Consider the following 15,066-nt stretch of genomic DNA (forward strand, 5'->3'; position numbering starts at 1 on the left):
ATTTGCATCGAGACCTTTTCTGTTCTTTTAAAATCAATTAAACTTTGATTTCAACTTCAACACCACTAGGTAATTCAAGTTTCATTAAAGCATCAACCGTTTTAGAGTTAGAGCTATAAATATCCAATAAACGTTTGTAAGCGCACAATTGGAATTGCTCTCTAGCTTTTTTGTTTACGTGTGGAGAACGTAAAACAGTAAAGATTTTTTTCTCTGTAGGAAGTGGAATCGGACCACTTACCACTGCACCCGTAGGTTTAACAGTTTTTACGATTTTCTCAGCAGATTTATCTACCAAGTTGTAATCGTAAGATTTTAATTTAATTCTGATTCTTTGGCTCATCTTATTTTTAATTATGGTTTCCTGTTAGAGCTATTAACAACAGAAACCGGATTTATCTTTTTTAGAAGCAAGTATTTAGAAGCAAGTATCAAGATTGATAGTTCGTCTTAATACTTGCTACTTTTATCTTGATACTAACTAGTCTTCAGATTTTACTCTTCCTTTAGATTTAGCTACTACTTCATCCTGAACGTTTTTAGGCGCTGGCTCGTAGTGGTCGAATTCCATTGTAGAAGTTGCACGGCCTGAAGTGATGGTACGTAACTGGGTTACATAACCGAACATTTCAGAAAGTGGTACCAATGCTTTAATTACCTGAGCACCGTTACGGGTATCCATACCTTGTAACTGACCACGACGACGGTTCATATCACCGATTACATCACCCATGTTTTCTTCAGGGGTTAAGATTTCGATTTTCATGATTGGCTCCATCAAAGCAGGTCTACATTTAGGTAAAGCCTCACGATATGCCATACGGGCAGCAAGCTCGAATGATAAAGCATCCGAATCGACTGCGTGGAATGAACCATCAATCAAACGTACTTTCATATCAGGAAGCGGATAACCAGCTAATACACCATTTGTCATTGCAGATGCAAAACCTTTCTCAACTGAAGGGATAAACTCACGAGGAATAGCACCACCCACAATTTCGTTTACGAATTGCAAACCACCTTTTTCAAAATCAGCATCAATTGGTGAAATCACAACTTTGATATCGGCAAATTTACCACGACCACCTGATTGTTTTTTGTAAACTTCGCGGTGTTCAGTAGTACCGAAGATTGCCTCTTTGTAAGCTACTTGTGGCGCACCTTGGTTAACCTCTACTTTAAATTCACGTTTTAAACGGTCAATTAAGATATCTAAGTGAAGCTCGCCCATACCAGAAATTACAGTCTGACCAGTTTCCTGATCGGTTTGAACTCTGAATGTAGGATCTTCTTCAGCCAGTTTAGATAAGCCCATACCTAATTTATCAACGTCAGCCTGAGTTTTAGGCTCAATAGCTAAACCGATAACCGGATCAGGGAATACCATCGATTCAAGAACGATTGGGTTTTTCTCATCACAAAGGGTATCACCAGTTTTGATATCTTTAAATCCAACTACAGCAGCAATATCACCAGCAGCCACATTAGGCACAGGATTTTGCTTGTTTGCGTGCATTTGGAAGATACGTGAAATACGCTCTTTGCTTTCTGAACGTGTGTTGTAAACGTAAGAACCAGCTTCTAAATTACCCGAGTAAACACGGATAAAACATAAACGGCCTACAAATGGGTCAGTTGCAATTTTAAATGCTAAAGCTGCAAATGGCTCATTGATGCTTGGTTTTAATAAAACTTCAGCACCTGTATCTGGGTTAGTACCTGTTACACCTTCTGAATCAAGAGGCGAAGGCAATAACTCCATCACGTAATCTAACATGGTTTGAACACCTTTGTTTTTGAAAGATGAACCACATACCATAGGAACGATTTTAGCATCTAAAACAGCTGCACGTAAAGCGTCTAAAACTTCGCGCTCAGTGATGGTTTCAGGAGCATCGAAGAATTTCTCCATTAGAGACTCATCATAATCAGCAACTGATTCCAATAATTTCTCTCTCCACTCAGCAACCTCATCAATCATATCTTCTGGGATTGGCACTTCAGTAAAAGTCATACCTTTATCGTGCTCATTCCAAACGATACCACGGTTGTTGATCAAATCAACCACACCTTTGAAGTTATCTTCAGAACCGATAGGTAATTGCAAAGGAACTGCATTACTACCCAACATGTCTTTAACTTGCTTAACAACTTTTAAGAAGTCAGCACCAGAACGGTCCATTTTGTTAACGAAACCGATACGGGCAACATTATAGTTGTTAGCTAAACGCCAGTTAGTTTCTGATTGAGGCTCAACACCATCAACAGCAGAAAACAAGAACACTAAACCATCCAATACACGTAACGAGCGGTTTACCTCTACGGTAAAATCCACGTGTCCTGGTGTATCGATAATGTTCATGTGATAGTTCTGGTTTCTGTATTTCCAGTTAACTGTAGTTGCAGCAGAAGTAATGGTAATACCACGCTCTTGCTCTTGTGCCATCCAGTCCATTGTTGCAGCACCTTCGTGCACCTCACCAATTTTATGACTTACACCAGCATAATAAAGGATACGCTCAGTTGTTGTAGTTTTACCCGCATCAATGTGAGCAGCAATTCCAATATTTCTTGTAAATTTTAAATCTCTTGCCATGTTATGTTTTTGATTTATCTGATTTTAAATGATTACACCGATTATGTTAAAACAAATCGGTGTAATTTATCTAATCAGTATAATCTTCTAATTAAATCTGTGTAATCTTACTAATCTGTTAATCCTAAATTAGAATCTGAAGTGAGAGAACGCTTTGTTAGCCTCAGCCATTTTGTGCGTATCTTCTTTCTTCTTAACAGCAGCACCTTCACCTTTAGCAGCAGCTACGATTTCACCAGCTAATTTCTCTTTCATGGTTTTTTCGCCACGTTTACGAGCGTATAAAATTAACCATTTCATACCTAAAGCTGTTTTACGCTCTGGTCTAACCTCAGTTGGAACCTGGAAGTTAGCACCACCAACACGACGAGATTTAACCTCTACAGCTGGCATAATGTTAGTTAATGCACGTTTGAATACCTCTAAACCGTTTTCACCTGCTTTTTTCTCAGCAATTTCAACAGCATCGTAAAAAATTGAGTAAGCGATAGATTTTTTTCCATCGTACATCATATTGTTTACAAAACGAGTTACCTGAACATCATTGAATTTTGGATCAGGAAGAATAATTCTCTTTTTTGGTTTTGACTTTCTCATTTCTTATTTCCTCCCGATTATTTCTTTTTACCTTTTGTTGGCGCCGCAGCTACTTGTCCTGGTTTAGGGCGTTTAGTACCATATTTAGAACGACGTTGGTTACGACCAGCTACACCTGATGTATCTAATGCACCACGGATGATGTGGTAACGTACACCTGGTAAATCTTTAACACGACCACCACGGATCAATACGATTGAGTGCTCCTGTAAGTTGTGACCTTCTCCAGGGATGTAAGCATTCACCTCTTTACCGTTTGTTAAACGAACACGGGCTACTTTACGCATTGCTGAGTTTGGTTTTTTAGGGGTAGTGGTGTACACACGTGTACATACACCTCTTCGCTGTGGACAGCTGTCCAACGCTGGAGACTTACTCTTGAACTCCAGTGCTACTCTACCTTTTCTAACTAATTGTTGAATGGTTGGCATTGTGCTTTTTTATGTTTTTTTATTAAAAAATTTACCGCTCCCCCGGCATCTTTACAGATAGCCCATAAAACGGACTGCAAAAGTAGAACAATTCTTTTTAAAAATCAAGGGGTTAGCGCAAAAAGTTTTCTACCGGCAATTGTCAGTTTTGAGTTGAGCATTAAGGAGTTGCGGGTCAATTTGCAGTTGAAGTTTGTTAATTATCGGTTTTCTACCTAAAATCGGCTAATACAAGCGTCATGCTGAACTGTTTCAGCACCTCATTTGCCGTTTAAATTACTTCCCTAAGGTGTTTCCGTTAGGGCGCGGAGTTTTGTAACCATAAATATTGCAAGCCTAAGGGAGGAGCTTAAATTCATAAAAAATTGTTCGAAATATCATATCTTTAATAAAAACCTAAACGCTATGTTCTCAAATATCATCGGCATAATTATTGAATTTGGAATATCAATTAAACAAAATATAGCCGATTACCAATCCCTTCTTTCTTTGGGGTTAAGCGATCGTCAGTTACTATATGAATCAATTAAGTAGAAATTATTAATCTTTTAAAGGTTCGGAAAAATGAAAATAAAAATCTTCACAATCATACTTTGTAGCCTTGCATCTTTATGTAATGCACAAACTACTTCCACTATTAAAAGTAAAAGAAAAGCCATTGTAGATTTTGATGCCTACGAGAAACTCATACCAGAGGTTAAAGCCCATCGTAAAAATAAGCTTATTGATTTACCAACATTTTTAAAAATGGCGAAAGAGAAAGGCGCCGTTATTTTAGATACACGTTCCGATAGCCTATTTAAACGAAAACATGTTAAGGGGGCTATTCATTTAAATTTTGCTGATTTCACGCAGCAAAACCTGTTAAGGATTATACCCAATGCAGATACCAAAATATTAATCTATTGCAATAACAATTTTATAGATGACCAGGCAAATTTTGCCAGCAAAGTAGTTGTACCTGTTTTAGTAAAGAAAAAAATAGCGCCTATTTCATTGGCCTTAAATATCCCTACCTACATTAACCTGTATGGTTATGGATACAGAAATGTTTATGAACTTTCTGAACTGGTTAGCATATTAGATAAAAGAATAACTTTTGAGGGTACCTACGCTAATTAAAGCTCAACCATTAAAACAACTTAATTACAATCCTTAAAGCTATCTCTAAGTACTTTTAACCGTGCAACTGCCGCTTCTAGTTCTTTTGGTGCTTTACCATATTCGTAGGTAATTTTGTACTGTTTACCATCAGCATTAATAGCAATCCACTCTGCACCTCCATCAGCACAATCAGGGCAGCCAATTACTTCTGGCAGGGCCGAAATCTTTTCCAAATTCAATTCGCTTTTGATCGCGTTTATATCTGCTTCAGAAATTGTTTTGCTACAGATTTTGGTATCGGCCGTTTGCCCATTTTTCGATTTGGAAAAAGTAAGTTTCAGATCACTAATGAGCAGATTATTGGAACAATAGCCTACACACATCCCAAATGATGATCCATAACCAATGCTGTTTAGGTTTTTGATATTGCCTTTTTTGCAACTAAAAATAGTCGTAATTAAAGCTAACGTAAGGATGAATTTTAGAAATTTCTTCATAGTTAAGAGACAAAATACAACCTCAAAGATATTGTTTATCAGTTAAGAACTTATACAAAAGCCCCGTAAACAAAGAAAGCGATCTTAATTTTGATCGCTTTCTTTAAATTACCATAATTTTAGAGTTTCACATATCCCTCAAAATTCGCCAGGCAAGGATAACTTGCACCTTCGAGCAACGTAATTTTCACATAACGGATTGGGGCTGTTGGCGAAACAGCAAATTTCTGCTCACTCACTGTAGTTGGATTGAAAATCCGTTCATCGCCCAATTGAGAAAAAGTAACGCCATCTACACTCCCCGAAATGGAAAATTTGCTAAAACCTTGTTTTGGATCGGTATGGGCGTTAAGGCCGATGTAAGAAAGTAAACTTGCCTTTTTCATATCAACAACAATCCAATGCGGATATGGATGCAGCACATCGTAATCAGCTTGCCAGAATGATGGGACTGTTGGTGCTGTTGGACTTTTGGCCGAAATTACATCAACCACATATGCGGCTAAATTGGTTTCATCGCCAGGATAATTTACTTCGCTCGAAGCTGTTGCTGTCCATCCTGTTTTGCTCAACGCAATATCGGTAAGTGGCTTCCTTTGCTGCAAACCGGTAACAGTAAATTCAGACAGAAAGGTAACGTTGCCCGTTTGTGTTGTTGCTTTTTCGAGGGTAGTTAATCTAAGATAACGTACATTCCTGGCAGGCGAGAAAGTAAATGCCTGTTCGGTATAAGTGGCAGGATTAAATGTAAGCTCGCCAATAGTTGTAAAACTCGTTCCATCATTACTACCTTCCAGTCTGAATTTGGTAAAACCTTTCGGGTCGCCCTGTTTTGTGGTTAAACCAATTTTTGTTACTACCGTCTGTTTTTTCATATCGATTAATAACCAATGTGGAAATGTAGCGGTAGCATTAGAACTCCAAAAAGTATTCGTATTGCCATCTAAAACAGTTGCGGGTAAATTAGCCGTTCCCTGACTAGAAGCTGTTGCACTCCAGCCCGAACGGTCTAACGCAACCTCTTCTAAATTGGACGTAAGCTCAGCACTTTTGTCCTTTTTACAACCTATTGCCAAACCTACAAAAAGGAGGCAAACGGTATATATTTTTATATTTTTCATCTCTTTAATTTTGATTTCAATGGTGATAAAGCCCTCATTATTTTATCACGGATGAGCTAAGGGTTTTGAGTTAGATTTTTGTTATTGTCTATCTCATACTGTGGAACATAAAAAATAACACGTGCATCGGTAGGCAAAATGGTTTGCGTGATGTTTGTATTTGGCGTGTTATTTAAGGCATGTGTCCCCGGATAGTTTCTTGTCATCGATCTGTTGTTCCTGAACAGATCATAAGCACGCTGTCCTTCAAAAGCAAATTCGAGTCTACGTTCTTCTAAAACTACATCCAAAGCCGTTTTATTTTCTGCAGCAATGCCTGCAAGCGTTAAAACCGGAATTCCGGCCCTGGTACGGATCAGGTTTACATCATCGAGTGCCAATTGTGCATTGCCGAGTTTGGCATTTGCCTCGGCTTTGTTCAAATACATCTCAGCCAAACGCAGGTAAACCGGTGAGCTTAAATTTGCAATCCCTTCCTGCAAATTGTATTTGGTTACATAATACATCGGTACATTTGGAGCTATTTTAGTATTTACCTGCAGCACACCGTTAATTTTATAAGGCGCAATAAAACTGTGTCTTAAATCTGCAGGATTTTTATCTAACGCTGCCACATACTGCTGAGAAGCATAAATTTCGCCGTAACCAGTATTGCCTTGAGCACCTGGGGTAGATAAAGCACCAGGTGTACCGCTGTAGTACATAGAGCCGATTGCTCCAAAATCCTGATCTTCTGTTTTGGTATAACGGATGGCAAAAATAGTTTCAGAATTGGCTTCAGGTGTTTTGGTAAAATAACTGGCATAATCTGTACCTTGAAGCAATTTATAACGACCAGAAGCGATTACCAGATCGGCATATTTTATTGCATTGGCATTATCACCCATATTTAAGTAAATACGAGATAGCAAAGCATAAGCAACTTCCTTCGATGCAAATATATCCGCCTTTGCTACAGTCATTAAATCTGCTGCTTTTAATAAATCGGCAATGGCAGCGGCGTACACCTCTTTAACGGTATTTCTTGCTGGAGCGCCTGCGGGTACACCTTCCTTTAAAATAGGAACACCCGGATTTTCACCATTGCCCTGTGTATACGGTCTTCCAAATACGCGAACCAGGTTAAACTCCATCATTCCCTTTAGGTAAAGATTTTCGCCTTTAAGCTGCTTCAAATCTACACTCGAATTATCTGGAATAGCTGCTATAATCTTATTTGCAGCAACAATAACGTAATAAGCCTGTTTCCAAAAATTAGCGCCATGTGTCCCCGTAGGAATATGGGTATAGCGATAGCATCTCGAAAGATCATCAGAAGATGGTTGTCCTTGAGCCACATTATCTCCCTGAAATTCTGTTAAAAAATGAGCACTCCTAACATAAGTCGCATTTCTTAGCACAGCATAAGTACCAATTGTTGCGGTCTCAATATCGCCGGGGTTTGTCAATGCAGATTCATCATCAATGGCTGTTGATGGTTTTACTTCCTTTTTACAAGCACTTACACTAAAAACCAATGCCAGTGCAGCTATATATATTTTAATTTGATTCGCTTTCATATTTTTCCTCTCCTATAAACTAATGTTTACACCAAACAATATTTTTTTGCTGATCGGGTATCTAAAACTTGAACTTCCCGGAACAACATTGGGATCATTATCATCTGGCGCCAGTACAACCTCAGGGTCTATACCCGAAAATTTAGTTCCTGTCCAAAGGTTATCGCCACTAACAAAAATCCGGGCACTACTTATTTTAATTTTACTTAACCAGCTTGTTGGAATCTGATAGCCGAGTGTAATATTGCGCAAACGGATATAACTTCCATCTTCCAGGTAACGTGATGATTGTTGATTGGAATCATGGTTACCACCTAAAACCGGTTTAGGGTGTGTAGCAACATCTCCAACTTTTTCCCATCTGCTCCAGCCTGATTTTAATACCATCGCATTATAACTTTCGTACAAACCATCATTATCAAAATAAGCACGGCTATTGTTATACACTTCATTGCCATAAACAAAATTGAAAAACGCGCTTAATGAAACACCTTTATAGCTAAAGGTATTGGTAAAACCTCCTGTAAATTTTGGTGAAGCCGATGTTCCGGTATATTGGCGGGTAGCCTGAGCGTAAGTATTGGTCACCGCGATATGGTTTACCCCATCTGCATCAGTAATTACTTTTTCCCAAAGCGGATCGCCATTGTTTGGATCTACTCCTGCCCAAATCGGCATTTTCCAATCATAAATATCACGACCTACCGCCTTTGGCTGAGAACCGCCTGGATTAATAGCATCCTTTCCTTCAGTAAGGCCTAAGATGGTATTGCGGTTAAAGGCCATATTGAAATTGGTTTCCCATTGGAACTCACCTGTAAAGTTTTTAGTATTGATGCTGAACTCAAGCCCTCTGTTTTTTAAGGCACCAACGTTTTGGAAAATATATCCGTAACCATCAGTTGAAGGCAATGGCACTTTAAACAATAGCGCATTAGAGCGTTTATCATATAAATCAACAGTTAAATCTATCCTATTCCAAAAACCGATATCCAAACCAATATTGGCTGTTTTTTGCTTTTCCCAGGTTAAATCAGGATTGCCTTTTTGATCAGGCCTAGCCCCAGGCAAACCGCCATAACTGGCTGACGCATCAATGGCATATAGTCCTAAAGATGGATAATCGCCAATTTCGGCATTACCCGTTGTACCATAACTTGCCCTTAATTTTAAGAAACTAATCGGTTTAACTTCTTTTAAAAATTGTTCGTTGCTCAAAATCCATGAAGCACCTAACTGATAAAAATCGCCACCACTTTTGTTTAAACCAAAACGCGAAGAATTTTCGTGCACAAAGGAGGCAATTGCAAAATATTTACCTGCATAATTATAATCAACCTGGCTTAAATATTTGCTGAAATTATATTCATTTGTCCCTCCAGATGGATTGCTGATAATATCGGTTGCGGTAGACATTACCGGACGGCCTGCCGGAAGATTTTTACCATTTAGATTAGCTTCATCGTAGTAAGATTTTTCAGCTTCGCCAACTGCCAATACTGTTAAATGATTTTCACCAAAGCTATTTTCGTATTTCAGTCTGTTTGAGCTCAACAACCTGTTTTTGTATGTTGTTGAGTTGTAAAGCGAGCCATTAGTTGCGCCCCCTTCTTTAGTTCTTTTATCGTAATAATCTACAGCAAACGTATTGTAAAAAGTGGTTCTGTTATAACTGGAGAAAGTCAGGTTTTTTACAATGTTATAATCTAAATTCACATCGGCACTTAAATTTAAGCTTCTTTGATAAGAAAGATTATACTGCGTAGAATGAAGAAAATTTTCTACATCGCGGCCTTTCCATGTTGGTGTAATCCGTGGATCAACAGGTGTTCCATCAGCATTGTATGCAGGATCGAAAGGGAGATTTAAATAACCATCTCCAAGTGTATTGCTGTTCGCATAGTTATTTCTGGTAAATACACCGTTTAACAATAAACTCAATTTAAGTTTTTTGGTTAACTGGCTATTTAAATTCGCCCTTAAGTTATAGGCATTTTTATCGTTATTGATTACTGTACCCTGTTCTCTATAAAAGTTACCGGCAATATAGTACCTCGTTTTTTCTGTACCTCCTGATGCAGACAGGGTATAGTTCTGCGTCATTCCGTTCTGGGTAGCCAAATCCCACCAATTGGTATCATTTTTTAAAACAGATGGATCGGGATTGGAAAATGTTTTTTGATAATCATACAATTGCTGACTGTTCATCAATTTGAAATGACCAGTAGAAGGTGAGTTAAAACCTACTGTTGAACTGAAATCTATTTTTGCCTCTCCCGCTTTACCTGTTTTAGTGGTTACGATGATAACGCCACTACCTGCACGTGAGCCATATAAGCCCGTAGCCGCAGCATCTTTTAAAATGGTAATAGATTCCACATCATTTGGACTATAAGTAGCACCTTCGGTACCGTAAGCCCCAAGAATATTTCCATCTACCACTAACAACGGCGCTGTTCCACCATTAATACTTCCTATGCCCCTTATCGTCATTTTAGGAGCAGAAGTAGGATCTCCACTGCCAGAAGAAACCACAACGCCAGGGGCTTTACCCTGAATCATGGAAATTACATCGTTGGATGCTACCCCCTTTAGCTTTTCGGCAGAAATTACCGAAACAGAACTCGATAATTCTCCCTGCTTTTTTGACGAATAACCAACCACTACTACATCGCTCAGGCTGTTATTTTCTTCCTCGAGGCTAACGTTTATTGTAGTTTTGCCATGAACAGGAATTTCCTGTGTTTTATAGCCTACAGATTTAATGATTAAAATGCCATCAGCAGGCACAGTGATTGCAAAATTACCAGATCCATCAGTAGAGGTGCCGATACTTGGATTTGATTTTAAAGTGATGGTTACCCCAGGAACCGGACCAGATTTATCGGTTATTTTTCCTTTAATGGTAATATCGGCAAAGTGGTTTGGACCCATTGCCTTGGGATTAAGGTCTGTGTGATGGTTTAAATCGGCAAAAGCTTTACTTTCGTTAAGCCATAATAAGCCAACTGTACCAAAAATCAGTAAAGATTTAATCTTCATGTTATTGTTGTTTTTTTAAGTTAGTTGATAGGTTGCGGTGAGATAATTCAGATTTCTTCTTTTTAAATCATAGGCTAATTATCTTTTTTATACATAAGAATTTTTAGGATGTTGTTGCTCGCTCGTTGAAAAAAGGAGTATGTAGTGAAGCTGGTTAACCTCCATATTTTCCCTTTCCAAACCTAATTTAAGCGATTTGAAGCATGCAAAATCTGCAAACACCACGCAAACGTTTGATTATAAATTAAGAAATTGACCAATTTTATACCTCTTGCCGGATGGCAATAGAAACTTATTAAAAGAACACCCATTTAATATTATTGAAACTGTTTTTTCGAACCAATAATTAAAGAAATCTGTCTAAGAAAATAGATGATCACCTAGGGGAAAAAAAACTAACAAACGTTTGCGTTAAGATTTTTAAGCTTACAGAAATAAAAAACCTTAACAATCCACTTTGGGGAATAAATGTTATACTTTTTACAAAAAAAAGAACCAATGCTTATGGTTGGCAGTAATTATTAAGGATGAAGATTTATTTTTGAAATAATCTGAGAAAATACCCTGTCACTATTTTGCTCTGGACTTTCTGTATGAATTTTAATGACAAGATTAGCGTTAACAGCCGGCTCAAACTTAGCACTAATGCCGGTAAAGTTTATAACCAGATTTAGGCCGGCATTTTCATATAAACCTTTCTTTTACATCTCTTTCCTGGCGAATGGCCAAGCGACAGTCTAAAAAAACTTCTAAATACTATTCACCGATAATTTTGGCAGTCAATACCCGGTGTTCTTACAAAGGCGTAACAAAAGAGCAAATGTTAATGATATTGTTTTTTAACATCCCTTCGGCAATTTCTGCTGCCCGCCTGATGTTTCCGGCCCGATCTGATTCGCCAAAACCCAAATCTAAAGTCATTGTAAAGTAGCCTTCATCTTCCGGCTTTTCTTTTAATAAAGTAGAATAGTTCTGTTCCAGAACCAGGACCAAAAAACCTGATTAGAATTCCTTTTTCATTTAGACCGGTAAAATTATTTTTGGATGAAACTTCGAGAGGCATTGTGCGTTAAACGGGATTATTTAATAACATAAAAAGCCCTTAACATTCTCTTCTGATAGCAATGTTAAAGGCTTAAAATAATTGGAAAAACTAATTCACCGTATTACGCGGATTATTTCTTTCGTTGTTTGCCCCTACTTTGGTCAATTTATAATTTAAAGATAAATAAAAATACCTGGTAATGTTATTGTACCGTACATCCTCAATCCGGCTACTGTTTACAATCCTATCTATGCTCGTGTTTTGGTTCAAAATATCAAAACCTTTCAAACTTAAAGTTACCCTGCGTTTCATTAAATATTTATTTACCCCGGCATTAAGCAAAAAGTAATTATTGTTAAATCCATCGGCACGGCCCGCTGAGCCAACATGGTTCAGATCGGCCTCTACCCTTAAATCTTTAATAAACTCGTAGCTCAGGTTAAGTGTATTCTCCAGACTGAAATATTTATTATCAATGGCCGCTTCTGCTGTATTATTTACTTTGGTATAGGCTACATAAGCATAAATGCCAGCATTAAATTTATCATCAATATCATAACTCCAGTTAATATTTGGTCCGATTTCAAACCTATTGGTAATGTTTTTAGAACTGCTGATAAAATTTGTTCTGTGTTCGGCAAAAAAGTTCATTCCATAGTTCATCCTTAAGCCCTTAAGTTTGGATGGCATTCCGAAAAATGTTCCGGCACGCAGATAATAATTGCCGTTTACATTAATGGGTTTAACCGTTTGAACCCCATTGTTGTAGGTAATATCGTTCCCGGTATCATCAAAAGATAAATTATACAAGAAATAGCCGTTCCAATAGCGGTTATTATCAGGGCTGAATGTATTGAAGTTTACCGAGAGACGGTGATTTTTTCTGGCTTCGAGATCCGGATTTCCAGCTCTTTGATATAGCGGATTGGTATTGTTCTGTACAGGCTGTAAATCGGTTACCGATGGCAGGTTAACACTCGCTCTGTAATTTATAGCGATTGTTTGGTTGGCTTTATTTTTAAAATTTACCGTTAAACGTGGCAACAAATTATAATACGACTTTTCGATGTTGCCCATATTAGCCCCGATGTTATTAAATACGTTTGCATTTAATAAACTTTGCTGTCCGTTTAATCCAAAATTATAAGTCCAGTCTTTGCCGGTATAAATGAAACCCAACCCTACGGTTTGCAAGCTATTGCGGTTATCGAAGGTATTGGTTAATGAAGGAACAATAGTTTCGTAACGATCTGTAATTGGGTTATAATCGAAAGTAAGCTGCTGTGCATCCACAATACTGCGTGTAAAACCATAAGCCACATTTGTGCTCCATTTTTGATTTAAAGGTCTTGCATAATTCCCATTAATGGTATAGGTTTTTGAAGCATTTTCCTGATTGGCTTGTTGATTGATATTGGTTACAGTAGTACCTCCATTTACATATTGATTAAGCAAAGATTGATTTAGCCAATCGGAATTATATGTATTTTGTGTGCCATTTAAACGGATCGAAACCGAGCCTTTCTTATTTGGCAACCTTCTCAGTACGGTAAACTCTCCAAAGAGAGCGGGCGTAAAATTATGCTGTTTGTAATACTGGCTTCCATCATTAGCCTTTCCAGTAGCATCAAAATCAGAACGGAAAGACCGATTGTTGATGTTTGTCGTATTATTCAGGATCACATTCGGCCGCAGTACAATATCGGTTAAGGAATCTGGATGATATTCTGCCTTAAAGTTAAAACGATGTGCCTGATTGTTACTGTTCCGATCTGTATTATCGAAAGTACGTAGAATATCTCCTGAGCTTAAATCCTGGATATTTGATAATTTATTACCTAAACCGGAAGAGAAATAAGTAAAATAACTTCCGCTAAGGGCCAGCTTATTGTTTTTACCCCACGAATTACTATAGTTTACACCTCCACTGTGGGTAGTATACAATCCAATGGCACTGTTGTCAAAAACACCACTTCCTCCAACCGTTACTTTGCCGTTATTGTTATTGATCGAGAAACTTCCTCCGGCAGGTGGGGCAAAAATATTTCCGATATTGCCACCACTAAAACTGCTTAGGTCATCGTAACCAAAACTGGCATCGTTGGTATTGTTACTCATACCCAAAACAGCAAATTGAAGGCTTTTATTAAAATGATTGGCACTTAAATAACTGCCGTATTTATCGGTAGTGCCGCCAGCAAGATTGGCATTTCCGAACCATCCTTTTTTCTTATCTTCTTTGATGGTTAGGTTAAGTACCTTTTCACGCTGTCCATCATCTATTCCGGTTGCCTTCGCTTCATGTGTCTTACTATCAATCAATTGTACTTTTGCTATGGCATCAGCCGGTAGGTTTTTGGTTGCAGTTTTGGGGTCAGTACCAAAAAAGTCTTTACCATCAACCGTTAATCGGGTAACTTTTTGTCCCTGCACCAAAATACTCCCATCTTTATCAACTGTTACACCAGGAAGTTTTTTCAAAAGATCTTCTACCGCGGCATTTGGCCTGGTTTTATACGCATTGGCATTAAATTCTATTGTATCTTTTTTAACCGTTGCCGTAGCATATCGGCCACTCACCGCAACATCTTTAAGGGCAATGGCATCTTCATGCATTTTTAATATTCCCAGTGCAATATTTTTTCCGTTTACGCTTATGTTTTTAGTGATGGAATTATAACCCATTGCAGAAATGCTGATTTTATAATCACCGTTAGTCACTGTATTAAAGGAAAATTCTCCAGCTTTGTTGGTTACTACACCAACTTTTTTGGTTGAATCGGCCCTGCTTGACAAAACAATACCCACATATTCGATTGGTTGATTAGTTTTTCCATCAATAATTTTTCCATTGATACTACCACTCTGTTGTGCGAAAGATTTCGTAGATAACACACACAACAACATCAATAAATAGGTTTTCATAGCTAAGGTTCTGATTTTTTGTTTGGTTTTGTTAGCCTTTTCTGCAAGGCTTTAGCTATAAGACATCAGAAATATTAAAATGTGACAGGAAAAATTATTTTTTAACTGGTTAAAACAAAAAAAGTCTTTCAAATTGAAAGACTTTTTAT

General features: G+C 37.9%; 11 protein-coding genes and 1 pseudogene. 1 reads left to right on the forward strand and 11 read right to left on the reverse strand.

Features of this window, described 5'->3' with window-relative positions; translation table 11 throughout:
* Nucleotides 1–37: 37 nt before the first annotated feature.
* From rpsJ to rpsL, 4 genes are all read right to left on the reverse strand, one after another.
* On the reverse strand, nt 38–343 hold the full coding sequence (gene rpsJ / locus HDC90_RS03735; RefSeq protein ID WP_008244591.1) for a 30S ribosomal protein S10: 306 nt from the start codon (nt 341–343) through the stop codon (nt 38–40).
* 138 nt (nt 344–481) lie between these two features.
* Nucleotides 482–2,596 (reverse strand): elongation factor G, encoded by a 2,115-nt coding sequence (gene fusA / locus HDC90_RS03740; RefSeq protein ID WP_184463992.1) that lies wholly within the window; start codon nt 2,594–2,596, stop codon nt 482–484.
* A 129-nt stretch (nt 2,597–2,725) separates the two neighbouring features.
* The gene (gene rpsG, locus HDC90_RS03745) at nt 2,726–3,193 is read right to left on the reverse strand and encodes a 30S ribosomal protein S7 (protein ID WP_184463994.1); all 468 of its coding nucleotides are present in this window, start codon (nt 3,191–3,193) and stop codon (nt 2,726–2,728) included.
* A gap of 17 nt (nt 3,194–3,210) precedes the next feature.
* Nucleotides 3,211–3,624: a 30S ribosomal protein S12 gene (gene rpsL, locus HDC90_RS03750; protein WP_008244597.1), complete on the reverse strand. Its 414-nt coding sequence runs from the start codon at nt 3,622–3,624 to the stop codon at nt 3,211–3,213.
* Nucleotides 3,625–4,188: 564 nt separating this feature from the next.
* On the opposite strand from rpsL, the gene HDC90_RS03755 reads away from it, so the two are divergent.
* Nucleotides 4,189–4,746, forward strand: a complete 558-nt coding sequence (locus tag HDC90_RS03755; protein WP_184463996.1) for a rhodanese-like domain-containing protein — start codon at nt 4,189–4,191, stop codon at nt 4,744–4,746.
* A gap of 20 nt (nt 4,747–4,766) precedes the next feature.
* On the opposite strand, the gene HDC90_RS03760 is transcribed toward HDC90_RS03755, so the two are convergent.
* From HDC90_RS03760 to HDC90_RS03785, 7 genes and pseudogenes are all read right to left on the reverse strand, one after another.
* A complete protein-coding gene (locus HDC90_RS03760) occupies nt 4,767–5,225 on the reverse strand; it encodes a hypothetical protein (RefSeq protein WP_184463998.1) in 459 nt (152 codons plus the stop codon).
* Between the two features lie 119 nt (nt 5,226–5,344).
* On the reverse strand, nt 5,345–6,346 hold the full coding sequence (locus HDC90_RS03765; RefSeq protein ID WP_184464000.1) for a discoidin domain-containing protein: 1,002 nt from the start codon (nt 6,344–6,346) through the stop codon (nt 5,345–5,347).
* Nucleotides 6,347–6,402: 56 nt separating this feature from the next.
* A complete protein-coding gene (locus HDC90_RS03770) occupies nt 6,403–7,905 on the reverse strand; it encodes a RagB/SusD family nutrient uptake outer membrane protein (RefSeq protein WP_184464002.1) in 1,503 nt (500 codons plus the stop codon).
* A gap of 12 nt (nt 7,906–7,917) precedes the next feature.
* Nucleotides 7,918–10,947 carry a SusC/RagA family TonB-linked outer membrane protein gene (locus HDC90_RS03775; RefSeq protein WP_184464004.1) on the reverse strand — a complete coding sequence of 1,010 codons (3,030 nt, stop codon included), beginning with the start codon at nt 10,945–10,947 and terminating at the stop codon, nt 7,918–7,920.
* A gap of 521 nt (nt 10,948–11,468) precedes the next feature.
* A pseudogene (locus HDC90_RS25660) lies at nt 11,469–11,636 on the reverse strand (hypothetical protein); the annotation flags it as partial.
* A gap of 106 nt (nt 11,637–11,742) precedes the next feature.
* Nucleotides 11,743–11,940 (reverse strand): adenylyl-sulfate kinase, encoded by a 198-nt coding sequence (locus HDC90_RS03780; protein WP_184464006.1) that lies wholly within the window; start codon nt 11,938–11,940, stop codon nt 11,743–11,745.
* A gap of 160 nt (nt 11,941–12,100) precedes the next feature.
* On the reverse strand, nt 12,101–14,917 hold the full coding sequence (locus HDC90_RS03785) for a TonB-dependent receptor (RefSeq protein ID WP_184464008.1): 2,817 nt from the start codon (nt 14,915–14,917) through the stop codon (nt 12,101–12,103).
* Nucleotides 14,918–15,066 lie beyond the last annotated feature (149 nt).

This window comes from Pedobacter sp. AK013 (assembly GCF_014205835.1).
GTDB lineage: Bacteria > Bacteroidota > Bacteroidia > Sphingobacteriales > Sphingobacteriaceae > Pedobacter.